At 71.9% G+C, this 26,746-nt stretch carries 1 protein-coding gene (running past one end of the window); it reads left to right on the top strand.

Annotated elements, in window-relative coordinates:
* Window positions 1-26,746, top strand: the 3' portion of a protein-coding gene (locus D7X96_RS16220; protein ID WP_121770133.1) for a non-ribosomal peptide synthase/polyketide synthase. The gene continues 5,462 nt to the left of window position 1, outside the view; the window shows 26,746 of its 32,208 coding nt (coding positions 5,463-32,208); the start codon falls outside the window, past its left edge; it ends in the stop codon at window positions 26,744-26,746.

Here is a 26,746-nt window from a genome sequence, read left to right as displayed (position 1 = left end):
GCGTCCGGACTCGGTGCTGATCAACGGCTACGGCCCTACCGAGAACACGACGTTCTCCGCCACGCACCGGATGCATGCGGGCGACTCGGTGGGGACCTCCGTCCCCATCGGTCTGCCGCTGCCCCACTCCACCGTCTACGTGCTGGATCCGGTGATGCGGCCGGTGCCTCCCGGCATGCCGGGAGAGCTGTACGTCGGCGGTGAAGGGCTCGCGTGGGGCTACCTCCACCAGCCCGCCCTCACCGCCGAGCGCTTCGTGCCCCATCCGTTCAGCACGACGCCGGGCGCACGGCTCTACCGCACGGGAGACCGGACGCGCTGGCGCTCAGATGGCACGTTGGAGTTCCTGGGCCGCACCGACTTCCAGGTGAAGCTGCGCGGCTTCCGCATCGAACCCGGCGAGGTCGAAGCGGCCCTGCGTGCCCTGCCGGGCGTCCAGGAAGCCGTGGCCGTGGTGCGAGAGGACTCCGCCGGAGACAAGCGCCTGGTGGCCTACGTCACCGGCGCTGCCCTGGACGGCAAGGCACTGCGCGCTGGGCTTCAGCAGCGGCTCCCCGACTACCTCATCCCCAGCGCCTTCGTGGTGCTGGAGGCCCTGCCGCTCAACGCCAACGGCAAGCTGGACCGCTCCGCCCTTCCCGCTCCCGAAGCCCCCGTGGCTGCGGCGGACACGTACGTCGCGCCTCGCGAGGCGGTGGAGGAACAGCTGGCCGCCCTCTTCGCGGAGGTGCTGCACGTTCCCCGCGTGGGCGTCCACGATGACTTCTTCGACCTGGGGGGCCACTCGCTGCTGGCCACGCAGGTGGTGTCCCGGTTGCGTTCAACGCTGGGGGTGGAGCTGCCCCTGGGAGACCTCTTCGCCGCGCCCACGGTGGAGACGCTCGCGGTCCGCGTGGCGGCCTTGCGCTCCCAGGGCGCTTCGCGTCCGGTGACTCCGCCGCTGGTGGCCGTGCCTCGCTCCGGCCCTGTTCCGCTGTCGTACGCGCAGCAGCGGCTGTGGTTCCTGGATCAACTCCAGCCCGGCAGCGCCTTCTACAACGTCCCCGGCATCCTGGTGCTCGACGGGGCGCTGGAGGCTTCCGCGCTGGAACGGTCGCTCCAGGCCCTGGTGCTCCGGCATGAAGTGCTGCGCACCACGTTCGTGTCCGAAGGGGACACACCGGTCCAGCGGCTCCACGCCGAGGCCGCGCTCACGCTGCCTGTGATTTCGCTGGAGGCCCTTCCTGAAGCCCAGCGTGACGCCGAGGCCCATCGTCACGCCGCCGCCGAAGCCGCCCGGCCGTTCGACCTGGGCTCGGGGCCGCTCGTGCGCGCCGTGCTGCTGCGGCTGGAGGCCCGGCGCCACTGGTTGCTGCTCACGCTGCACCACATCGTCTCCGACGGTTGGTCCATCGGGGTCTTCGCTCGTGAGCTGGGCGCGCTGTACCGGGCCTTCGCATCCTGTCAGTCCCCGTCGCTGCCTCCCCTGCCCCTCCAGTACGCGGACTTCGCGCTCTGGCAGCGCTCGTGGCTCCAGGGGGACGTGCTTCAGGCGGAGCTGGACTGGTGGCGGCGGGAACTCGACGGCGCGCCCACCGCGCTGGAGCTTCCCACCGACCGGCCTCGTCCCGTCGCTCAGTCGTTCCGGGGCGCGTCGCTTCCAGTGGCGCTGGCTCCGGCAGTGTCCGACTCGGTGCGGGCGCTGGCGGCGCGGGAAGGCGCCACGCCATTCATGGCGCTGCTCGCGGGCTTCCAGCTGCTGCTGTCGCGCTACTCGGGCCAGGACGACGTGCTCGTGGGCTCCGCCATCGCCAACCGCAACCGCGCGGAGACAGAAGGGCTCATCGGGTTCTTCGTCAACACGCTGGTGTTGCGTGCTCGCATCGACCCTCGGAGTTCGTTCCGCGCGTTGCTGTCCCAGGTGAAGGCGACGACGCTCGCGGCGTACTCGCACCAGGACCTCCCCTTCGAGAAGCTGGTGGAGGGCATGCAGGGGGCTCGGGACCTGAGCCGGTCTCCGCTGTTCCAGGTGGCGTTCACGTTCCAGAACGCTCCCGTGGGCGCGCTGGACCTTCCCGGCCTCCGCCTGGAGCTGCGCGGGGGCGCGATGACCACCGCGAAGTTCGACCTGGACCTCAGCCTCCAGGAACGCGACGGCGCGTTCAGCGGCGACGTGAGCTTCAGCACCGACCTCTTCGACCCCGCCACCGTCACCCGGATGATGGCGCACTTCGAGTCGCTGCTCGGCGCGCTCACGTCCCGGCCGGAGGTGCCCGTGCGGGAGCACTCGTTGCTCGAAGGTGAGGAGCGTCAGCGCGTGCTCCTGGACTGGAACGCCACGCACCGTCCGCTCGCGCCGCAGACCGTCCCGGAGCTGTTCGCGGCCCAGGTCCTCCGCGCTCCAGAGGCCATCGCGGTCCAGCACGAGGGCCGGGTGCTCACCTACGGGGCGCTGGCGGAGCGGGCCCGGCGATTGGCCCGGCGCCTGTGGGCCTTGGGTCTTCCTCCCGAGGCTCGCGTCGCGCTGTGCGTGGAGCGGGGTCTGGAGCTGGTGGTGGGGATGCTCGGCATCCTGGAGGCGGGCGGCTGCTACGTGCCCATGGACCCCGCCTATCCGCGCTCACGACTGGCGTTCATGTTCGAGGACGCGGGCATCTGCGCGGTGGTGGGCCAGGGCCATCTGCTGGGTGCCCTTCCCGGACACGCCCTGCCCACGGTGAACCTGGACGCGGACGAGCAGGAGCCCGGGCCCGACTCCGACGGCGTCACCGTGCGGCCGGAGCAACTGGCCTACGTGCTCTACACGTCGGGATCCACGGGCACGCCCAAGGGCGTGGGCATCACGCACCACTCCATCGTGCACCTGGTGCGGGACACGAACTACGTCCAGCTGGGGCCGGACGACTGCGTGGTGCAGGCGGGCACGCCTTCGTTCGACCTGGCCACCTTCGAGGTCTGGGGCGCGCTGCTCAACGGTGCGCGGCTCGTCATCCTTCCGCGTGAAGTCACGCTGGCTCCGGCGGAGCTGGCGCGCACGCTGCGCGAGGTGGGCGCCACGACGGCGCTGTTCGCCACGGCGTTGTTCCACACCGTGGCGCGCGAGGTCCCGGACGCATTCGCCACGATGCGGACGGTCCTCTACGCGGGGGAGGCCGCGAACGCGGATGCGGCTCGAGCGGTGCTGCGCGCGGGGCCGCCGGGCCGGTTGGTGAACCTGTACGGCCCCACGGAGACCACCGTGGGCGTCACCACGCACGACATCGTGGAGCTGCCGGAGCACGCGACCTCGGTGCCCATCGGCCGGCCGATGACGCGGGTCCAGGCGTACGTGCTGGATGCGCATGGCCAGCCCGTGCCCGTGGGCGTCCCGGGAGAGCTGTACCTGGGCGGTGACGGCCTGGCCCGGGGCTACCTGGGCCGCCCGGAGCTGACGGCGGAGCGCTTCGTGCCATCGCCGTTTGGCGACATGCCCGGTGCCCGGATCTACCGCACGGGCGATCGCGTGCGCTGGCTGGCGGACGGCACGCTGGACTTCCTGGGCCGCATGGACACGCAGGTGAAGCTGCGCGGCTTCCGCATCGAGCTGAGCGAGGTGGAGGCCATCCTCCGCCAGCACCCGTCCGTGAAGGGCGCGGTGGCTGGTGTGAGCGGGGATCGCCTCGTCGCGTGGTACGTGCCGGGCGCTCCGGTGGAGGCAGCGGCGCTGCGGGCCTTCGTCTCCGAACGGCTGCCCGCTCCGCTGGTGCCCTCCGCGTTCGTACCGCTGGACGCACTGCCGCTCACGCCCGTGGGCAAGGTGGACCGCAAGGCGCTGCCTGATCCGGATGCGCGCTCGGTCGCGGCAGGGCCCGCGGCTCCGGAGCGGATGACGCTCTTCCAGCAGCGCATCGCCACGCTGTTCCAGGACCTGCTCCGCCTGGAGTCGGTGGGGCTGCACGATGACTTCTTCGTCATCGGAGGTCATTCACTGCTGGCCACGCAGCTCGTCTCCCGGCTGCGTTCGACCTTCGGAGTGGAGCTGCCGCTGCGCGCCCTCTTTGAAGCGCCCACCGTCGCCAGGCTCACGGAGCAGGTGGAGGCCCGGCTCCTCTCGCGCGTCGCGGGGCCGAGCATCCCGGCCCTCGTCGCCACGTCGCGGGACCGGGACCTGCCGGTGTCCTTCGCGCAGCAGCGCCTGTGGGTGGTGGAACAGCTCCGCCCGGGCCAGAGCCACTACAACATCGCCACCGCGCTGCGGCTGGACGGCGCGCTGGACGTGGAGGCGCTGCGCCGGGCATTGGAGCTCGTCGTCTCCCGGCATGAAGCCCTGCGCACGACCTTCGCGATGAAGGACGGTCAGCCCGTCCAGCAGGTGCACGCTGCGGGTGCGTGGGAGCTGCCGATCACGGACCTCACCTCCCTGCCCACCGAGGCCCAGCGGCACGCAGAGGAGGAGGCCGCGCGTCCCTTCGACCTGGGCCGGGGACCGGTCCTGCGCACGCGGTTGCTGCGCCTGGATGCCCGGGAGCACCTGCTGCTCCTGTGCATGCACCACATCGTCTCCGACGGCTGGTCGCTGGGCGTGCTGGTCCGCGAAGTGGCCGCTGGCTACGAGGCCTTCGCTTCCGGCCGGACGCCCGTGTTGCCGGCGCTTCCGGTGCAGCCCGCGGACTTCGCCGTGTGGCAGCGCTCCTGGCTCCAGGGGGACGTGCTGGCGCGCGAGGTGTCGTGGTGGAAGCAGCACCTCGCGGGCGCTCCCCAGGTGCTGGAGCTGCCCACGGACAAGGCGCGTCCTCCGCTCCAGTCCACGAAGGGGGCGCTGCTTCCCGTGCACCTTCCGTCGGTGACGGTGGACCGGCTGGTGGCGCTGGGCCGCTCGGAAGGCGCGACGCCGTACATGGCGCTGCTCGCGGTGTGGCAGGTGCTGCTGTCGCGGTACTCGCGGCAGGAGGAGCTGCTGGTGGGTTCGCCCATCGCGGGCCGCGATCACGCGGAGCTGGAGGGGCTGGTCGGCTTCTTCGTGAACACGCTGGTGCTGCGCGGGCGCGTGCGTCCCACGGACTCGTTCCGGGCGCTGCTGTCCCAGGTCCGGGCCACGGCGCTCGCCGCCTTCGAGCACCAGGACCTGCCGTTCGAGAAGCTGGTGGAGGAGCTGCAGGTGGCTCGCGACCTGAGCCGCAATCCACTGGTGCAGACGGTGTTCGCGCTCCAGAACGCGCCCACCGGGGAGCTGAAGGCGCCGGGGCTCACGCTGCGGCCAGTGCCGGTGGACAACGCCACGGCCCGCTTCGACCTGGGCCTGCTGCTGCATGAGGCGCCGGACGGACTGCGCGGCGTCATCGAATACAGCACGGACCTCTTCGAGCGCTCCACGGTGGAGCGGCTGTCCGGTCACCTGCGGACGTTGCTGGACGCTGTCACGGCCGATCCGGACCTCCCCCTGGCCCGCGTGGACTGGCTCACGCCCGAGGAGCGCCAGCAGGTGCTCACGGCCTGGAACGCCACGGACGTGGAGTACCCGCGTGAGTCGAACCTCGTGGAAGGCTTCGAGCTTCAGGTTTCACGGCGGCCGGAGGCCATCGCGCTGGAGTCCGGTGACGCGCGGCTGACGTATGCGCGGCTCGATGCCCGGGCGAATGCGCTGGCCTGGGTGCTGCGCTCGCAGGGCGTGGGGCCGGATGCGCTGGTGGCGGTGTGCCTGGAGCGCTCCGTGGAGCTCGTCGTCACGCTCCTGGCCATCCTCAAGGCAGGCGGGGCGTATGTCCCGCTGGATGCGGCATATCCGGCCCGGCGGCTGGCCCTGATGCTGGAGGACGCGCCGCCCCGGTTGCTCGTCACCACCCGCGCGCTGCGAGCGTCGCTTCCGGTCGCGGAGGATGTTCCGTGCGTCTTCGTGGAGGAGACGCGCCTGGAGGACCACCCTTCCATGGCTCCGGACGTGGCGCTGTCCTCGCGGAACCTGGCGTACGTGGACTTCACCTCCGGCAGCACCGGCCGCCCCAAGGGCGTCGCCGTGGAGCACCGGGGCGTGCTGCGGCTCATCCACGGCGCCACCTGGGCCCGCTTCACTCCGGACGAGACGTTCCTGCTGATGGCGCCGCTGTCCTTCGACGCCTCGACGCTGGAGCTGTGGGGCCCGCTGCTGTCCGGCGGCCGGCTGGTGGTCTTCCCGCCTCAGCCCTCCACCGACCTGGAGCTGCTGGGCCAGGTCATCCGCCGTCATGGCGTCACGTCGCTCTACCTGTCCGCGGGCCTGTTCGCGCAGGTGGTGGACGTGAAGCGGGACGTGCTGCGCGGACTGCGGCAGCTCTTCGTCGGCGGGGACGTGCTGTCCCCCTCACACACGCGCCGCGTGGTGGAGGCGCTGGGCCTGCCCGTGGTCAACGGCTACGGCCCCACCGAGGCCACCGTCTTCACCTGCTGCTTCCGCATGGAGCGGTCCGAGGACGTCCCAGGTGAAGCAATCCCCATCGGGCCTCCGCTGCCGAACACGCGGACGTACGTGGTGGACGGTTCACTGCGTCCGGTGCCCGTGGGCGTGCCGGGGGAGCTGCTCATCGGCGGGGACGGGCTCGCGCGGGGCTACCTCTCCCGCCCGGACCTCACCGCCGAGCGCTTCATCCCCCACCCCTTCGCCTCCACGCCCGGAGAGCGCGTGTACCGCACGGGAGACCTCGTGCGCTGGCGCGCGGACGGAAGCCTGGAGTTCCTGGGCCGCATCGACAGCCAGGTGAAGGTGCGCGGCTACCGCATCGAGCTGCCCGAGGTCGAAGCCGCGCTCCGCGACTGGCCCGCGCTCACCGACGCGGCCGTGCTCGTGCGCGAGGACGTGCCCGGCGACAAGCGGCTCGTCGCCTACGTGGTGGCCGGCGCGCTGGATGTCCAGGCGCTGCGTGAACACCTGCGGCAGCGGCTGCCCGAGTACATGGTCCCCGCCGCGTTCGTCCCGCTGCCCGTGTTGCCGCTCACCGCCACCGGCAAGCTGGACCGCGGCGCCCTGCCCGCGCCGGACGTCGCGGCCAGTGCTCGCAAGGGGCGGTTCGTGGAGCCCGCGGATCCGCTGGAGGAACAGCTCGCCGCCGTGTGGGCCCGCGAGCTGGGTGCCCGGAGCGTCGGCGTTCATGATCATTTCTTCGAGGACCTGGGCGGCACGTCACTCACCGTGGTCCGCGTCGCCAGCCGGCTGCACGACGCGCTCCGGCGCGACGTGCCCGTGGTCTGGCTGTTCGAACACCCGACGGTCCACGGACTGGCCCGGCGGCTGGAGCGCGAGGGCCTGACGCCGGCACCCGCGGCCCCTGTTCCGCCTCCACCCGAGGCGCCCGTCATGCCTGCCCGGCCCGCTTCCGTGTCGGAGCCGAGGACCGATGCATTGCCGTCGAATGCCATCGCCATCATCGGCATGTCCGGGCGCTTCCCGGGCGCGGCGTCGGTGGAGGAGTTCTGGCGCAACCTGCGCGAAGGCGTGGAGTCCATCTCCCGCTTCACGCCCGAGGAGCTGGAGCCGATGCCCGGCCTGCCTCCGGGCGTGTCGCTGTCGCAGCACCCGGGGTTCGTGCCCGCGCAAGGCGTCCTCGCGGACATCGACGAATTCGACCCCGCGTTCTTCGACATGTCGCTGCGCGAGGCGCAGTGGACGGATCCGCAGCAGCGGATGTTCCTCCAGTGCGCCTGGGGGGCGCTGGAGGACGCGGGCATCGACCCTGCTCGCTTCCCGGGGGTCATCTCCCTCTTCGCGGGAGCGAACGAATCGGGTTACGCGAACGAGGTGCAGCGGAACCTGCCGTTGGACTCGGCGGCGTTCTTCGAGCTGTACGGCACCGCGACGTACCAGAGCCTGCCGACGAAGGTGTCCTACAAGCTGGGGCTCACCGGCGAGAGCATGCTCGTCTACACGGCGTGCTCCACGGGGCTCGTGGCGGTGCACGTCGCGTGTCAGAACCTGCTGTCCGGCCTGTCGGACGTGGCGCTCGCGGGGGCGACCCGGCTGTCGGTGCCCCAGCGCACCGGGTACGTGCACCAGGAGGGGATGATCTACTCCCCGGACGGTCACTGCCGGGCCTTCGACGCGCAGGGCAAGGGCACCGTCTCCGGCAGCGGCGTGGCCGCGGTGGTGCTCAAGCGGCTGGAGGACGCGGTCCGCGACGGCGACCCCATCCACGCCGTCATCCGGGCCACCGCCGTCAACAACGACGGGCGCGACAAGTCCGGCTTCACGGCGCCCAGCGTGCAGGGCCAGGCGGCCGTCATCACGCAGGCGCTGCGCCGTTCGGGCGTGGCGGCGAGGGACATCGGCTACGTGGAGGCGCACGGGACGGCGACGCCGCTGGGCGACCCCATCGAGGTCGCGGCGCTCCAGCGCGCCTACGGCCTGGGCCCCGAGCACCGGGGCACCATCCCGCTGGCCTCGCTCAAGACGAACGTGGGCCACCTGGACACGGTGGCGGGGCTCGCGGGGCTCATCAAGGCCGCGCTGTCGCTGCGCGAGGGGGAGATTCCCCCCAGCCTCCACTTCGAGGCGCCGAACCCGCGCATCGACTTCGACGCGGGGCCGTTCTTCGTCAACACGCGGCTCAAGCCGTGGCCTCGGGGGAAGACGCCCCGGCGCGCGGCGGTGAGCTCGTTCGGCGTGGGCGGGACGAACGCGCACGCCGTGCTGGAGGAGGCGCCGGTCGTCCGGAGTGGACCCTCGACGCGGTCGCATCAGGTGTTCGTGCTGTCGGCGCGCTCGCCGGAGGCGTTGGAGGCGGGAGCGCAGGCGCTGGCGTCGCACGTGCTGGCGGACCGGTCTCCGGAGGCGCTGGAGGCGGCGTCGTTGAAGCTGGCGGATCAGGTGCTGTCCGCGACGTCACCGGAAGCGCTGGAGGCGGCGGCGAAGCAGCTGGCGCTGCGGGTCCTGTCCGCGCGTTCACCGGAGGCACTGGAGGCCTTGTCGGCGCGGTTCTCCGTGGAGGTCGCGAGGGATGACAGTGCGTTCGCGGACGCCGCGTACACGCAGGCGGTGGGACGGCGGGCCTTCGAGTACCGGCGCGCGGTGGTCGCCAGCGACGCGGCGGACCTGGCGAAGCAGCTTCGGAAGCCCTTCACGCCCGCGCGGCTGAAGGACGTGGAGGGTGCGCGCAGGAAGCGGGTGGCGTTCGTCTTCTCCGGGCAGGGTTCGCAGCAGGTGGGCATGGGACGGGAGCTGGACGCGTCCGTGCCCGCATTCCACGCGCAGGTGGAGGCGTGCCTGGCGCTGCTGGATGCGCCGCTGCGCTCGCGGGTGGAGGCGCTGCTGCGTCCAGGTCCTGGCCAGGAGGCAGAGGCGTCCGACACGCGCGTCGCGCTGCCGGCCCTGTTCACGGTGCAGGTGGCGCTGGCCCGGCTGTGGCAGTCGTGGGGCATCGTTCCGCATGCCGTTCTGGGGCACAGCTTCGGTGAGTACGCGGCGGCGTGTGTCGCGGGGGTGTTGTCGCTGCCGGATGCGCTGCGGCTGGCGGTGCTTCGAGGCGAGCTGATGCACCGGCTGCCTCCGGGCGCGATGCTCGGCGTGGCGCTGCCGGTGGCGGAGGTCCGGCCGCTGCTCTCCGGCCGTCTGACGATCGCGGCCATCAATGCTCCGGACCGGTGTGTCGTGTCCGGGCCCGTGGATGAGGTCGAGCGCTTCCAGGCCGTGTTGCAGCAGCGCAAGGCGGGGGCGGTGCGCATGCCGTCGGTGCATGCGTTCCACTCGGCGGACGTGGAGCCGCTGATGGCGGAGCTGGCGCGCGGGGTGGGTTCGCTTCAGCGCAATGAGCCATCCGTGCGGTACGTCTCCAGCCTCACGGGGGCGCTGGCGCGTCCGGGTGAACTGGCCGCGCCGGAGTACTGGGCCACGCAGATGCGGCAGCCCGTGCGCTTCACGGACGCGGTGGGGGCGCTGCTGGAGGAAGGGTGCAGCGTGCTGCTGGAGGTGGGCCCGGGACAGGACCTCACCCCGCTGGTGCGCGCGTGCCTGGGCGAGGACCGGGAGCGCGTGAAGGCGATGGCTTCGCTGCGCAAGGGCGGTGCGACGACGGAGCAGTCTGGGCTGTTGCAGTGCGTGGGTGAGCTGTGGATGCAGGGCCTGGAGGTGGACTGGACCGCGTTCTACGCCCACGAGCAGCGCCGCCGCGTGCACCTGCCGACGTACAGGTTCCTGCGCAAGCGCTGCTGGGTGGAGCCGCGCGACCCCGGCGGTGCGTCCGTGCCCGTGGACACGTTGCCCGCGAGCACGAGCACGATGCAGGCGCCGCTCGTCGCTCACCCTGGCACGGGCACGGCTGCACCCGCGAGTCCGAGCGTGGAGCCCCCTGCCCTCCCGATTCCCGGTGGCCGTGAGGACATGCCTCGCGGTGACGTGGAGGTCCGCATCGCCACGCTGTGGCGCGAGCGCCTGGCCGTGGACTTCGTCGGACGCGACGACAACTTCCTGGAGCTGGGCGGCAACTCGCTGATGGCCGCGCAGCTGCTCAACCAGCTCCGCGACACCTTCCACGTCCAGGTGCCGCTCGCCGCCCTCTTCGAAGCGCCCACCGTCGCCGGGCTCGCCTCCCGCATCGAACCGCTGCTCCAGCAGGCCCCCGCACGTGAGCCCACGCGCGAGCTGCCCCTCGTCCCCCGCCCCCGGACGGAGCCACTGCCCCTGTCCTTCGTGCAGGAGCGCGTCTGGCGCCTGGAGCAGCACCTCCCCGGACTGTCCGCGTACACGATTCCCTTCGTCCTGCGCCTGGAAGGCCCCGCCGACGCCTCCGTCCTGGAGCGCGCCATCCAGGAGGTCGTCCAGCGCCACGAGTCCCTGCGCACCACCTACGACGCCGTGGATGGCCGGCCCGTGCAGCGCTTCCACCCCCACGTGCGCATCCCGCTCCCCATCGTGGAGGTGGAAGGCACGCCGGAGGAACGCGAGGAGGCCGCCCTCCGCATCGCCCGCGAGGACGCCGCGCGCCCGTTCGACCTGGTGCGTGGCCCCGTCCTGCGCACCACGCTCGTGCGCCTGCGCGCGGACCTGCACCTGCTGGTCTGCGCCATCCACCACATCGTCTGCGACACGCTCTCCACGTCCCTCTTCCTCCAGGAGGTGGGCCAGCTCTACGCCGCCTTCCTCCAGGGCCGTCCGTCCCCGCTGGCGCCCCTGCCCGTGCAGTACGCGGACTTCGGCGCGTGGCAGCGGCAGTCGCTCGCGGAAGCGCGCTTCCCGGAGCAGGAGCAGTGGTGGCGGCAGCGGCTGGCCGGCATGCCCCGGCAGCTCGGCATCCCCACGGACCGGCCCCGGCCCCCGAGCTGCCCGCTCACCTCCGAGCGCATGGTGCTGGACTTCCCGCCGGAGCTCGCCGAGGCCCTGGTCGCCTTCGGGCGCAGTGAGGGCTTCACGTCGTACATGACGGTGCTCGCCGCGTGGAACGCGCTCCTGCACCGCTACACCGGGCAGGCGGACCTCATCGTCGGCACGCCCATTGGCAACCGCACGCGTCCGGAGCTGCTGCCGCTCATCGGGTACGTGGCGCACTCGGCCGCGTTCCGCACGCACGTCGGGGACGACCCGAGCTTCCGCGACCTCCTGCACCGCGTGCGGCGCGAGGTCACCGATGTGCAGTCGCGGCCGGACGTGCCGTTCGAACTGCTCGTCGAACAGCTCGTCCCCGGGCGCGACATCGGCCGGGAGCGCATGACGGACACGGTGTTCGTCTACCACTCAAATCTGGAAATGGGCGGCGACGCGCTGACCGCCGTCGGAGCGCGAGGCACCTTCATCGAAGTCCCGGGCACGCCCGTGCAATGGGGCGCCACGCTGTCGGACCTGACGCTCATCCTCACCGAGGAACCCGGCCGCGTGCACGGCGCGCTGGAGTACGCGACGGAGCTGTTCGACGCCTCCACCGCGAGGCGGATGCTGGAGCACCTCCAGGTGCTGCTCGGCGCGGCGCTGGCCCGGCCCGACGAACGCCTCTCCCGCCTCCCGCTGGCCACCGAGGCCGAGCGCCAGTCATGGCCCGTTCCGCCGCCCGTCACGCAGGCCCCCGTCCTGCCCGCGAGGCTGCGTGAACACGCGCTGCGGCAACCGGACGCCGTCGCCGTGCAGCAGGCCGGACGCACCTGGACCTGGCGGGAGCTGGCCTCTCGCGCGAGCCGGCTCGCCCTGCGGCTGCGGGAGCAGGGGCTCCGGCCGGGAGAACCCGTGGCGCTCTGCCTCCGAGCTTCGCCGGAGAAGCTGGCGGCGCTGTGGGGGGTCCTGGAGGCCGGAGGCGCGCCGGTGGCGCTCGGGCCCACGGACCTGGACTCGCTGGCCGTCTATGTCGTGGAGGGCAGCGTCGCGCCCTGGCTTGTCACCTGGCGCGGACTCTTCACGTCCGCGCGTCTGGAGTCCTCGCGCGTCCTGCACGTCGAGGAGGTGCTGGGTGACGGGTCGCCCGTGGCGGAGGCGCTTGCGCTCCCCCCGCCGGAGTCCCTGGCGTGGCTGCTGCCCATGGGCGCGGGCCAGCCCGCGTGGGCCTTGAGCCACACGTCGCTCACGGGCTTCTTCGCGGGCCTGGATGCGCGGCTGCGTCCGGCGCCGGGGACCACCTGGCTCGCCGCCTCCGAACCCGCTCCCCAGAAGCCCGAGCTGGAAGCGCTCTGGGCCCTGTCCCGCGGCCTGCGCGTGCTGTTCCCTTCGGAGGCCTCCACGTCGCGCCGCGAGGCTTCGGGCGAGCAGAAGACGCGTCCGCTCCAGGTCAGCCTGTCGTACTTCGCCAACGACGAGGACTCGCTCACCGGGCCCAAGTACGAACTGCTGATGGAGGGCGCGAAGTTCGCGGACGCGAATGGCTTCTCCGCCATCTGGACGCCCGAGCGTCACTTCCACTCGTTTGGCGGCATCTACCCGCAGCCCGCGGTGGTCTCCGCGGCGCTCGCGTCCGTCACGCGCAACCTGCGCCTGCGATCCGGCAGCGTGGTGTTGCCGCTGCATGATCCGCTGCTGGTCGCGGAGCAGTGGGCCGTGGTGGACAACCTGTCGCAGGGCCGCGTGGACGTGTCCGTGGCGACGGGCTGGCACGTGCAGGACTTCATCTTCGCGCCCGGCAACTACGCGGACCGGCGCAACATCCTGCTGCGCCACCTGGAGACACTGCGAGGCCTGTGGCGGGGCGAGCGCCTGCGCCGTCCCGGCGGCAACGGCGTCACCGTGGAGGTGGGCCTGCGCCCGAAGCCGGTGCAGCGCGAGCTGCCCGTGTGGCTCACCGCCACCGCGAACCCGGAGACCTTCCGGCTGGCGGGCGAGCTGGGCGCGGGCGTGCTCACGGGCCTCTTCGCGCACTCGCTGGAGGAGCTGAAGCCGAAGGTGGCGCTCTACCGCGAGGCATGGCGCCGCAACGGCCACCCGGGCCGGGGCCACATCACGTGCATGCTGCACACGTACCTGGGAGACGAAGAGGCGGAGGTCCTGCGGCAGGTGCGCAAGCCGCTGCTGGCGTACTTCCGGAGCTCGGCGGACATCACGGCGTCGCTGCTCGCGGCGCAGGGGTACCAGGGGGAGATCGCCAAGGTGTCCCGAGAGGACATCGACGCGCTGCTGGAGCACACCTTCGAGCACCACGCGAAGGGCACCGGCCTCATCGGCACGGTGGAGAGCGGCATCCAGCGGCTGCGCGACGTGCGGGGCTCGGACGTGGACGAGGTGACGTGCCTCATCGACTTCGGGTTGGAGACGCCGGTCGTCCTGGAAGGGCTCCGGCGCCTGGCCAGGGCGAGGGAGGCAGTGGCCGCCGATGCGGCGTCCCACTCGCGGCGTGTGCTCGGCGAGCAGGAGACGGATGCCGGGGAGCTGTTGTCGCTGGCGAAGCAGTCCGGCGCGGTGCTGGTGAACACCACGGCGCGGCTGGCCCGTGCGTTGACGGACCTGACGGGAGCGCGCGAGGCCCTGGCTCCGGTGGGAGCGTGGGTCCTGGAGAACGCGTCGGAGGAGCTGGCGTCGGCGCTCCAGCGCACGGCGGGCGGCGATGTGCTGATCGCGGGAGAGGCCCGGGATGGCGGCCTGTTGCCGCGTGCGCCCGAGGAGAAGCTGCCTCCGGGCCTGGACGTCTGGGTGCTGGACGCGGCGGGGGCGCCCGTGCCCGCGGGCGTCGTGGGAGAGCTGGCGTTGTCGGGAGCGGGGCTGCCCGTCGCGCTGTGGCGGGCGAAGGGGGATGCGCCGGACCGGTTGGTGCCGCATCCGCTGCACGCATCCGCGAGCCTGTACCGCACGGGCCGCGCCGTGCGCCTGCGCGCGGATGGGCGCGTCGAGGCCGTGAACCTTCCTGGTTTCAAGTTGCCCTCAGCGCGCCCTGCGCTTTCCGAAGCGAATGCTTCGGCTCTGACAGTGCACGCGGCAGCGGGAGCGCGTCCGGCTGCCCCCGGCACACTCGCTGGTGCCGGAACAACGACGGCGTCGGAGGCCGCGCAAGGCACGGTGCAGCTCCCTGCGACAGGCACTGCCGTCACTTCGGCCTCCCCCGCTGACCCTCGCGCGTCATCTACAGGGTCCAAGGTCGTGGCGGCCGGTGCTCTCCAAGCGATTCCTCGCGCGCCTCGCGACCAACCGTTGCCGTTGTCGTTCGCGCAGCAGCGCCTCTGGTACCTCCAGGAGCTGGAGCCGGAGAGCACCGCGTACAACAACGCGATCATCTTCCGGCTCACGGGGACGCTGAACGTCAGCGCACTCCAGACGGCGCTCCACTCGCTCGTGGAGCGTCATGAGGTCCTGCGCACCACCTATGCGCTGGGCGACACCGGGGCCGTGCAGGTCATCCACGCGACCGGCACCCTTCCCCTGGAGTTCGAAGATGTTCCCGGCGCCACGGCCGAAGCGCGGGAAGCCGCCATGCTTCGCCGCTGCCAGGCGTACACCGCCACGCCCTTCCGTCTGGACACGGGCCCCGTGGCGCGCGCACTGCTGCTGCGGCTGGCTCCCGACACGCACGTCCTCCATCTGCTCCTGCACCACGTCGTCTCCGACGCCTGGTGCGCGCTGGTCCTCAGCCGCGAGCTGCCCGTCCTCTACGCCTGCGCGAGCGCGGGTGTCCCGTCCGTCCTGCCGCCGCTGCCGGTGCAGTACGCCGACTACGCCGTGTGGCAGCGTACATGGCTGACGGGCCCGGTGCTGGAGGAGCAAGGGCGTTGGTGGAGGGACCAACTCCAGGGCACGCCGCCGCTGGAGCTGCCCACCGACCGTCCTCGCCCCGCTGCGCAGTCCTACGCGGGCGCCGCCCACGCGTTCCACCTGCCTCGCGAGCTGTCCGAGCCCCTGCTCGCGCTGGGCCGCCGCGAAGGCGCGACGTCCTTCATGGTCCTGATGGCGCTGTTCCAGGTGCTGCTCTCCCGCACGTCCGGACAGGACGACTTCGCGGTGGGCACCCCCATCGCCGGCCGGTCGCGTCCCGAGGTGGAGGGCCTGCTGGGCTGCTTCGTCAACACGCTCGCCTTCCGGGCGAAGCTCGGCGGGGCTCCGGGCTTCCGGCAACTCGTGGCCCGCGTGAAGCAGCAGGCCCTGGGCGCCTACGCACGCCAGGACATGCCGTTCGAGCAGCTGGTGGACGTGCTCCAGGTGCCGCGAGACCTGAGCCGCACGCCGGTGTTCCAGGTCATCCTCAACGTCATCAACGTGCCGGAGGCGCAGACGACCGGAGGCGCCGGGCTCCAGATTGGCGGCGTGGACGTGCCGGTGACGACGTCCAAGTTCGACCTGACCCTGGAGGTCTATGAGCAACGCGATGGGCTGCGCTGCCGCCTGGAGTACGCCACCGCCCTCTTCGACGCCGCGACACTGGAGCGCATGGCGGAGCACCTGACCGAGCTGGCGAAGGCCGTCGTCGCCACACCGGACGCCCCGGTCACCACCCTGCCCCTGCTCACCCCGGCCGCACGCGAACAGGTGCTGCGCGGATGGAACGACACGCGCGTGGAGTACCCGCGAGGCGCCACGCTCCACCAACTGTTCGAAGCGCAAGCGGAGCGCACGCCGGAAGCCATCGCGGTCCAGTTCGAGGACCAGCGCCTCACGTACGCGCAGCTCGACGCCCGTGCGAACCAGCTCGCGCACCACCTGCGGGCGCACGGTGCGGGCCCGGAGACGCTGGTAGGCGTCTGCCTGGAACGCTCGCTGGAAATGGTCATCGCGCTGCTGGGCATCCTGAAGTCCGGAGCCGCCTACGTGCCGCTGGATCCAGCCACGCCCGCGGAACGGCTCGCCGGGATGCTGGAGGACACCGGCGCGCCCGTGCTCCTCGTCCAGGAGCGCTTCCGCGCCCTGTTGCCCGCGCAGGTCATCGCGCTGGACACCCAGTGGGAGACCCTTGCTCGAGAATCCACGACCCGTCCCGTGCCCCTGGCCGGTGAGGACTCGCTCGCCTACGTCATCTTCACGTCCGGCAGCACGGGCCGTCCCAAGGGCGCGATGAACGCGCACGCGGGCATCGTGAACCGGCTGCGCTGGATGCAGGGGCGCTACGGCCTGACGCCTGATGACACGGTGCTACAGAAGACGCCGTTCAGCTTCGACGTGTCCGTATGGGAGTTCTTCTGGCCCCTGATGACGGGCGCGAGGCTGGTGCTCGCGAGGCCCGGAGGACACCAGGAGCCGGACTACCTCATGGCGCTGATGGCGCGCGAGGGCGTGTCGACCGCGCACTTCGTGCCGTCCATGCTGCGCGCCTTCGTGGAGCAGCCTGGCCTGGAGTCCCTGACGCGCCTGCGCCAGGTGATGTGCAGCGGCGAAGCCCTGCCCGCGGACCTGGTCCTCCGTGCACACGCCCGGCTGCCACACGCCACGCTGCACAACCTCTACGGCCCCACCGAGGCCGCCGTGGACGTGACGTCATGGGAGTGCCCACGCGACACGGCCCTGCGCATCGTCCCCATCGGCCGGCCCGTGGCCAACACGGCGATGTACGTCCTGGATCGCCACGGTCAGCCGGTGCCCATGGGCATCCCGGGCGAGCTGTTCATCGGAGGCGTGCAGGTGGGCCGGGGCTACTGGCGCCGCCCTACCCTCACCGCCGAGCGCTTCCTCCCCGATGCCTTCAGCACCACGCCCGGAGCCCGCATGTACCGCACGGGCGACATCGCCCGGTGGCGCCCCGACGGCACGCTGGAGTACCTGGGCCGAGCGGACTTCCAGGTGAAGCTGCGCGGCTTCCGCATCGAGCTCGGCGACATTGAGGCCGCGATCCAGTCCTGGCCGGGTGTGCGCGACACCGTGTGCGCCGTCCGCCAGGAGGGCACGGGAGGCCCGCGCCTCGTCGCCTACGTCAGCACGGAAGACAGGATGCTCGACGTGACGGGGCTGCGCGCGTTCCTGCAAGCGCGGCTGCCCGAGTACATGGTGCCCTCCGCCTTCGTCCGCCTGGAGGCCCTGCCGCTCACCTCCAGTGGCAAGGTGGACCGCAAGGCCCTGCCCGCGCCGGACGCCCCTACCACCGCCGGACGCACCGGACCCATCGCTCCACGCGATGACACCGAGCGGGCCCTGGCGGAGATCTTCGCGCAGGTGCTCGGCATCACGCAGGTCGGCGTTCGTGACAGCTTCTTCGAGCTGGGGGGACACTCCCTGCTCGCGACGCAGGTGGCCGCGCGCGTGCGTGCACGCCTGGGCCAGGAACTCCTGCTGCGCACGCTGTTCGAAGCGCCCACGGTGGAAGCGCTCGCCCGGCGCATCACGCCCACCCTCACCGTCGCGCCCACTCCGGCCGAACCCACGGGCCTCACGCCGTTGACCCGAGCGGTCCGGCCCGCAGTGCTGCCGCTGTCGTTCGCGCAGCAGCGGCTGTGGTTCATCCATCAACTGGGCGCGGCGGACACGGCCTACAACATGCCGTTCTCGCTCCTCCTGGAGGGCACGCTCGACGTCAGCGCGCTCCAGCGGAGCTTCGACCGGCTGGTGCGCCGTCATGAAGCCCTGCGCACCACGTTCCGCGAATACGAAGGCGCGCCGGAGCAGGTCATCCACGCGCCCGGTCCGCTCCTGTTGCGACAGGTGGACCTCACCGGCCTCCCGGACCTGGAGCAGCGCCGCGCCGAGGCGGACCGTCTGGCCCGCGAGGAAGCACGCACCCCGTTCGACCTGGAGCAGGGGCCCCTCCTCCGGGCCCTGCTGCTGAAGCTGTCCCCCACGGAGCACGTGCTGGTGCTGAACCTGCACCACATCATCTCCGACGGCTGGTCCACCGGCGTCCTGGTGCGAGAGATGGGCGCGCTCTACGCCGCCCTCGCTCAGAACCTCCCCGCGCCGCTCCCGGAGCTGCCCGTGCAGTACGCCGACCACGCGCTGTGGCAGCGCGGCTGGTTGCAGGGCGCGGTGCTGGACTCGCAGCTCGGCTACTGGCGGCGGCAGCTGGAAGGCGCGCCGTCACACCTGGAGATGCCCACGGATCATCCGCGTCCAGCCCGGCAGACCTTCCAGGGCGCCCTGACGCCGTTCACGCTCCCACAGGCGTCCAGCGAAGCGCTGGAGGCCCTGGCGAAGCGCGAGGGCGCCACGCCATACATGGTGCTGCTGGCCGCGTTCCAGGTGCTGCTCGGCCGCTACGCCGGTCAGGATGATGTGCTGGTGGGCTCCCCCATCGCGGGCCGCCGCCACGCCGAGTCCGAACCGCTCATCGGCTACTTCGCGAACACCGTCGTCCTGCGCACCCGGCTGCGCGAGGACGACACGTTCCTCTCCCTGCTGACGCGCGTGCGAGACACCACCCTGGGCGCCTACGAGCACCAGGACCTCCCGTTCGAAAAGCTCGTCGAGGACCTGCACCTGGCGCGCGACGCGTCCCGCACGCCGTTCTTCCAGGTCACCTTCACGCTGCAGAACGCGCCGCTGCCGCCGCTCGCCCTGCCCGGCCTGACGCTCCAGCCGATGAACGCCGACCCGGGCGCCATCCGCTTCGACCTGGAGCTGCTGCTGCACCGCGCGCCCGAGGGCTTCACGGGAGGCCTCAACTTCAACACCGCCCTGTTCACCCCCGGCACGGTGGCCGGGATGGCCCGGCAGCTTCAGGTGCTGCTCGACGCCGCGGTGGCTTCGCCCACGACCCCGCTGACCCGCCTGCCCCTGCTGACTCCCGAGGAGCGGAGGCAGGTGCTCGTCACCCGGAACGGCGCCGGGACGGAGTACCCACGCGACACCTCCGTGCCCGCGCTGTTCGCGGAGCAGGCCGCACGCACGCCGGACGCCGTCGCCGTGAGGATGCCGGCCGGGAACGTCGCGCGTGAACTCACCTACGGCGAACTGGATCGACGCTCGAACCAGCTCGCGCACCACCTGCGCCGGATGGGAGTGAGGCCCGGGGACCGCGTGGGGCTGTGCGTGGAGCGTTCGCCGGAGCTGATCACCGGCATGCTCGGCATCCTCAAGGCGGGCGCGGCCTACGTGCCCGTGGAGGCGAAGGCTCCCGCGGACCGTACGGCCTGGGTGCTCCAGGAGGCGGGCGTCGGTGTGCTCGTCACGCAGGAGGCGCTGGCGGACGAGCTGCCGGCGGTGGCCGGGCTCCTCGTGCTGCTGGACGCGGAGGGGGACCTCCTCGCGAAGCAGCCGGACACGGCGCTGGACGTGCGGGTGCCCGCGGAGGCGCTGGCCTACGTGATGTTCACGTCAGGCAGCACGGGCCGCCCCAAGGGCGTCAGCGTGCCCCACCGGGGCATCGTGCGGCTCGTCCGGGGCAACGGCTTCATCACGTTCGGTCCGGAGCAGGTGTTCCTCCAGGCCGCGCCGGTCGCGTTCGATGCGTCCACGCTGGAGCTCTGGGGCGCGCTGCTGCATGGCGCGAAGCTGGTGCTCGCACCGCCGCGAGCGCTCTCGCTGTCGGAGCTGGGCACGCTGCTCGTCGTGGAGGGCGTCACCACGCTGTGGCTCACCGCCGCCCTCTTCGAGCAGATGGTCCTGCACGAAGGCGCCACGCTCGCGGGAGTGCGGCAGGTGCTGGCGGGAGGCGACGTGCTGCCCGTGCCTCGCGTGCGGGAGCACCTGTCGCGGATGGCGCCGGACGCCGTGCTCGTCAACGGGTACGGCCCCACGGAGAACACGACCTTCTCCACCACGCACACGCTGCGGGCTGGAGACACGGTGGAGCGCTCGGTGCCCATCGGGCGGCCGCTGGCGAACTCCAGCGCGTGGGTGCTGGACGCGCACCTCCAGCCCCTGCCGCCGGGGCTCCCCGGTGAGCTGTACGTCGGCGGAGACGGCCTCGCCTGGGGCTACCTCCAGCTGCCGGACCTCACCGCCGAGCGGTTCATCCCCCATCCCCACTCCGCCACGCCGGGAGCGCGCCTGTACCGCACGGGAGACCGGGCCCGCTGGCGCGACGACGGCACGCTGGAGTTCCTGGGCCGCACCGACTTCCAGCTCAAGCTGCGAGGCTTCCGCATCGAACCCGGGGAGATAGAAGCCGTGCTGCGCCAGGTCCCGGACGTGCGCGAGGCCGTGGTGCTCGCGCGCGAGGACGTGCCCGGAGAGAAGCGGCTCGTGGCCTACGTGGTCCTCGAAGAGGACAGCGATGGCACCGACCGGGTGAAGGAACACGCGCAGCGGCAGCTCCCCGACTACATGGTGCCGGCTGCCTGGGTGGCGCTGCCCTCCCTGCCGCTGTCCCCCAACGGCAAGGTGGACCGCAAGGCCCTGCCCGCGCCCGAAGCGCCCACGTCCACCGGGTCCCAGCGCGAAGGCCCGCGCAACGCGCTGGAGTCCCAGCTCGCGGCCATCTGGGCGGAGGTGCTGCACGTGGAGGCGGTGGGCATCCACGACGACTTCTTCGACCTGGGCGGCCATTCGCTCCTGGCCACGCAGGTGGTGTCGCGCATCCGCACGGTGCTGGGCGTGGAGCTGCCCCTGGGGGAGCTGTTCAACGCGCCCACCGTGGCCGCGCTCGCCCGGCATCTGGGCGCCGCCACGAATCATCACGCCCACGTGCCTCCCCTCGTCAGCGCCCCAAGGCCTCCGCTGTTGCCCCTGTCGTTCGCGCAGCAGCGGCTGTGGTTCATCGATCAGCTCGAGCCGGGAAGCGCCCTCTACAACATGCCCGTCGCTTTGCGGCTGCTGGGCGCGCTGGACGAAGCCGCGCTGAAGGGAAGCCTGGACGCGCTGCTGGCAAGGCACGAAGCCCTGCGCACCACCTTCCGCATGGAGGCGGGCCAGCCCGTGCAGCACATCCACGCGCGGGCCACCGTGCCGCTGGAGCATGTGGACCTGTCCACGCTGGAGGACGCCGAAGCCCGGCTGCACGAAGCGGAGCGCCTGGCGACGCTGGAGTCCCAGCGGCCCTTCGACCTGGAGCGAGGACCGGTCATCCGAGCGCTGCTGCTCAGGCTCGCGGAGGACGAGCACGTGCTGGTGCTCCACCTGCATCACATCGTCTCCGACGGCTGGTCGCTGGGGGTGATGGTGCGGGAGCTCACCGCCCTCTACGCGGCCCTGCGTGAGGACCGGCCGCCCGCGCTCCCGGAGCTGCCCGTGCAGTACGCGGACTATGCGCTCTGGCAGCGCGCATGGCTCCAGGGAGAAGCCCTGGAGGCACAGCTCGAGTGGTGGGCCCAGCAACTCGAAGGAGCGCCGCGAACGCTGGAGCTGCCCACTGACAAACCCCGGCCCGCGGTCTCCACCCAGCGCGGTGACACCGTGCCGGCGCACCTGCCCCTGGCCCTGTCCGAGCGGGTGGAAGCCCTGGCGAAGCAGGAGGGCGCAACGCCCTTCATGGTGCTGCTCGCGGCCTTCCAGACGGTGCTGCACCGCTACTCCGGCCAGGACGACGTGCTGGTGGGCACGCCCATCGCGAACCGTCGCCACGCGGAGACCGAAGGGCTCATCGGCTTCTTCGTCAACACGCTGGTGCTGCGCGGAAGCTTCAGCGCGCGGACGACGTTCCGGGAACTGCTGACGCGGGTGCGTGCCACCACGCTGGGCGCCTACGAGCACCAGGATGTCCCGTTCGAACGGCTGGTGGAGTCCCTGCAGACGACGCGCGACCTGGGGCGCATGCCACTGTTCCAGGTGATGTTCGCGCTCCAGAACGCGCCGGTGCCGGAGCTGTCGCTGCCGGGCCTCACCGTGCGCCCCGCCGCCCTTGCGGAGCGCACCACGTCCCAGTTCGACCTGAGCCTGGACCTGAACCGCCGCGAGGACGGCTACCGGGGAACGCTCGAGTACGCCACGGACCTCTTCGAGCGTCCCAGCATGGCGAGGCTCCTCACTCACTTGAGCGTGCTGCTGGACGCGGTGCTCACGCAGCCGGATGGACCGCTGTCCGGACTGTCACTCGTGTCCGAAGAGGAACGGCGAAAGCTCCTGAGCGACCTGGCCGGAAGCACGTCGCCCTTCGACGGTGAAGGCACGCTGCACGGCCGCTTCGAGGAGCAGGTGGCGCGGACACCGGACGCCGACGCGGTGGTGTTCGGGGAGACGACGCTGTCCTTCCGGCAGCTCAACGCCCGGGCCAATCAGCTCGCCTGGCACCTGCGGTCGCTGGGCGTGGGCCCGGAGGTGACGGTGGCCCTGTGCCTGGAGCGTTCGGCGGAGGCCATCATCGCGCTGCTCGCGGTGAACAAGGCCGGGGGCGCCTTCGTGCCGCTGGACCCCTCCGCCCCCGCCGCGCGCAGGTCGTTCGTCCTCAAGGATTGTGGCGCGACCGTCCTGGTGACGACGCGAGCCCTGCAAGAAGCATGGCGGCCGGAGGTGGCCCACCTGGTGCGGCTCGACGAAAAACCTGTCCGACAGTCGGACAGGTTTGAGGAAACCGGCTCAGCGGCGGGAGCCCTCGAACCTGTCGGACACTCGGACAGGTTGATCGAAGGCCCGCCGGCAGCGCCAAGAAACCGCGAACCTGTCGGACAGTCGGACAGGCTGAGCCAAAGCCCGCCGGCAGCGCCGGTGAACCACGAACCTGTCGGACACTCGGACAGGTTCAGCGAGGGGGCTCCGGTAGCGACTGGGAACCGCGAACCTGTCGGACAGTCGGACAGGTTTGGCGAGGCCGGGTCGACGGTGGGAGCCGTCGAACCTGTCGGACAGCCGGACAGGTTTGTGGAGACCGGGGCGGCGGCGCCGAAGAACCGCGAACCTGTCCGACAGTCGGACAGGTTTTCGGACAACCTGCCGCCGGCGGCGGGTTCGGGGAACCTCGCCTACGTCATCTACACGTCCGGCTCCACCGGCACGCCCAAGGGTGTGATGGTGCGGCACCGATCGCTGCTGCACCTGCGCCATGCGCTGCTGCGGACCGCCTATGCGGATCAGCCCTCGGGGCTCCGCGTCAGCGTCAACGCTCCCCTGTTCTTCGACGCCTCCATCGAGCAGGTGCTCCAACTGCTGGGGGGCCACTGCCTGTGCCCTGTTCCGGAAGACCTCCGGCTGGAGCCGGAGCGGATGCTCACGTGGCTGGAGGAGAAGCGGGTGGACGCGCTGGACTGCACGCCCGCGCAACTGAGGCTCCTCCTGGACGCCGGAATGCTGGAGCGCTCCCGCGTGCCGTCACTCATCCTGGTGGGCGGTGAGGCGCTGGACGAGGTGATGTGGCAGCGGCTCGCCACGACCCGGCGCACTCGGGCCTTCAACGCCTACGGCCCCACGGAATGCACCGTGGACGCCACCGTCTGGGACATCCCAGCGACGTCACACGCCCTGCCCGTCATCGGGAGGCCGTTGGACAACCTGCGCGCGTACGTGCTCGACGAGCGGCAGGAGCTGGTGCCCTTCGGTCTTCCCGGAGAGCTGTGCTTCGCCGGTGAGGGCGTCGCACGCGGCTACCTGGGCCGGCCGCACCTGACCGCCGAGCGCTTCATGCCGGACCCGTTCTCCACGGAGCCCGGCGCGCGCCTGTACCGCACGGGCGACAAGGCCCGCTGGCGCGAGGACGGGACGCTCGAGTTCATGGGCCGCCTGGATTTCCAGGTGAAGCTGCGCGGCCACCGCATCGAACCTGGCGAGATTGAAACCCTGCTGCGCGCACAGCCGGGCGTCCGCGACGCCGTGGCCCTGGTCCGCGAGGACGTCCCGGGCGACGCGCGACTCGTGGCCTACGTCACGCCAGAGGTGAACACCGCTCCGCTGCATGAGCACCTGCGCGGACACCTGCCCGATTACATGGTGCCGGCCGCCGTCCTCGCCCTGCCCGTCCTGCCCCTGACGCCGAACGGCAAGGTGGACCGCAAGGCCCTGCCCGCACCGGATGCGTCGAGGCTCCCCGCTCGAAGCTCGGAGCCTCCCGCCACTCCCGCGGAAGCGCGCCTGGCCTCCATCTGGGAGGAACTGCTCCGCGTGCCCCGCGTGGGCCGTCACGACAACTTCTTCGAACTGGGCGGGCACTCCATCCTGGCCACGCAGGTGGTGGCCCGGGTGCGCGCGCACTTCGGCGTGGAGCTGCGCGTCCGGACCCTCTTCGAAGCACCCACCGTGGCCGCGCTCGCGCGCAGGCTGCCGGACGCGATGCCCGCGCTGCCTCCACTGACGCGGATGCAGGGGGACGGCCTCGCGCCCCTGTCCTTCGCGCAGCAGCGGCTGTGGTTCATCGATCAGCTGGAGCCGGGCAGCCCGCTCTACAACATGCCCTTCGCGCTGCGTCTGACCGGTGCGCTGGATGTGCCCTCGCTCCAGCGGGCCTTCGACGCGCTGGCGCAACGGCACGAAGCCCTGCGCACGACGTTCGAGACCCACGACGGGACGCCCCACCAGCGCATCCATCCCGCGCCCACGGGAACGCTGCGCACGGAGGACCTGGAGTCCCTGCCCGCGGAGCAGCGCGATGCAGAGGTCTGGCGCCGCGTGGACGCGGAGGCGCTGCGTCCCTTCGATCTGGGCACCGGTCCCCTGGCGCGCTTCACCCTGCTGCGTCTGGATGCCCGGGAGCACGTGCTCGTCATCTGCACGCACCACAGCGTGTCCGACGGCTGGTCGTTCGGCGTGCTCGTGCGCGAGCTGGTGGCGCTCTACGAAGCCTTCCGCCAGGGCCAGCCGTCACCGTTGCCGGAGCTGTCCGTGCAGTACGCGGACTTCGCCCGGTGGCAGGCCGCGTGGATGGAAGGCCCGGTGCTGGAGGGGCAGCTCGGCTGGTGGAGGCGCCAGCTCGAAGGAGCGCCCCATGCGCTGGCGCTGCCCACCGACCGGCCACGTCCGGTCCGCCGCTCCGCCCAGGGCGCGCTGTTGCCCGTCCAGCTGACACCGGCCTTGAGTGACGCGGTGGAAGCGCTGGCGAAGCGCGAGAACGCCACGCCCTTCATGGTCCTCCTGGCCGCGTTCCAGTGGCTGCTGTCGAGGTACGCCGGACAGGACGACGTCCTGGTGGGCTCGCCCATCGCGAACCGCCGCCACGCGGAGACCGAAGGGCTCATCGGCTTCTTCGTCAACACGCTGGTCCTCCGGGCCCGCTTCCCCCGGGACACGTCGTTCCGGAAGCTGCTGGCGCAGGTGCGCGCGACCACGCTCGGCGCGTACGAACACCAGGACCTCCCCTTCGAGCGGCTGGTGGAGGCACTCCAGCCCGAGCGCGACCTGGGCCGCACCCCGCTCTTCCAGGCCCTCTTCGCGCTGCACAACACGCCGGATCCGGACGCCTCGCTGCCGGGCCTGACGCTCACGGCGATGGAGCTCACCACCACGACCGCGAAGTTCGACCTGGACCTGGCCCTCACGCGGCTGCCGGAGGGCTTCCAGGGAGCGCTCACGTACAGCACGGACCTCTTCGACGCAGCCACGGTCCAGCGGCTGATGGAGCGCTGGAGCACGCTGCTGGAGACACTCCTCGCCGCGCCCGACGCGCCCCTGGACCCAAGGCCCCTGCTGACGGAGGAGGAGCTGCGCCGGATGCACGTCCCGGAGGCCCCGGCCGCCCGTCCTTCCGAAGCCACCGAGGTCTCCCCGCGCGACGACCTGGAGCGGGAGCTGGTGGCGCTCTGGGAGGAACTGCTGGGCGTGCGGCCCATCGGCGTGACGCGGCCGTTCTTCGACCTGGGCGGACACTCCCTGCTCGCCGTGAAGCTGATGGCGCGCATCCGGGAGCGCTTCCACCGCGAGCTGCCGCTGGCCGCGCTCTTCCAGGCGCCCACGGTGGAGACGCTGGCCCGGCTGCTGCGTCAGGCACCCGAGGTCTTCTCTCCGCTCGTGCCCATCCAGCGCGAGGGCTCGCGACGGCCCTTCTTCTGCGTCCATCCGGTGGGCGGCAACGTGCTCGCGTACGCGGCGCTGGCGAAGCAGCTGGGGCCGGAGCAGCCCTTCTACGGGCTCCAGTCACAGGGGCTCGATGGAGGCCGTCCGCCGCTCGACTCGGTGGAGGCGATGGCGGCGCTCTACGTGGCCGCGGTGCGCACCGTGCAGCCCCATGGCCCGTACCGGCTGGGCGGCTGGTCCATGGGAGGCGTGGTGGCCTTCGAGATGGCCCGCCAGCTCCAGGCCCGGGGAGAGACCGTGGAGTTCGTGGCCCTCATCGACCCCAGCCCGGCGACGGACGACCGGGTGCCGTTCGACGTGGACGACCCGGGCCGGGTGGCCGCGTTGTTCGAGCTCGACCAGGGTCAGCTCGCGGAGCAGGCAGCGGCCACGCAGGAGGGGCGCACGCTGCTGCGTGTCTTCACGCACAACCTGCGGGCCTTGAAGCACCACCGTCCCGGAACGTTCACCGGCCGCGTCCTCCTGCTCCAGGCGGGCGACGACCCGGCGCGCGGGGATGACGGCTGGAGCGCGCACGTCCAGGGCGAGCTGACGCGGGAGGTGCTCCCCGGCACCCACTACACGCTCTTGCAACCGCCCCACGTCCAGCGGCTCGCGGGGCGGCTGAGGGAGGCACTCATGCCTCGTTCGCCGTAG

The organism is Corallococcus interemptor (assembly GCF_003668875.1).
GTDB classification, from domain to species: Bacteria; Myxococcota; Myxococcia; order Myxococcales; family Myxococcaceae; genus Corallococcus; species Corallococcus interemptor.
This window is presented reverse-complemented; position numbering and strand designations above follow the sequence as displayed.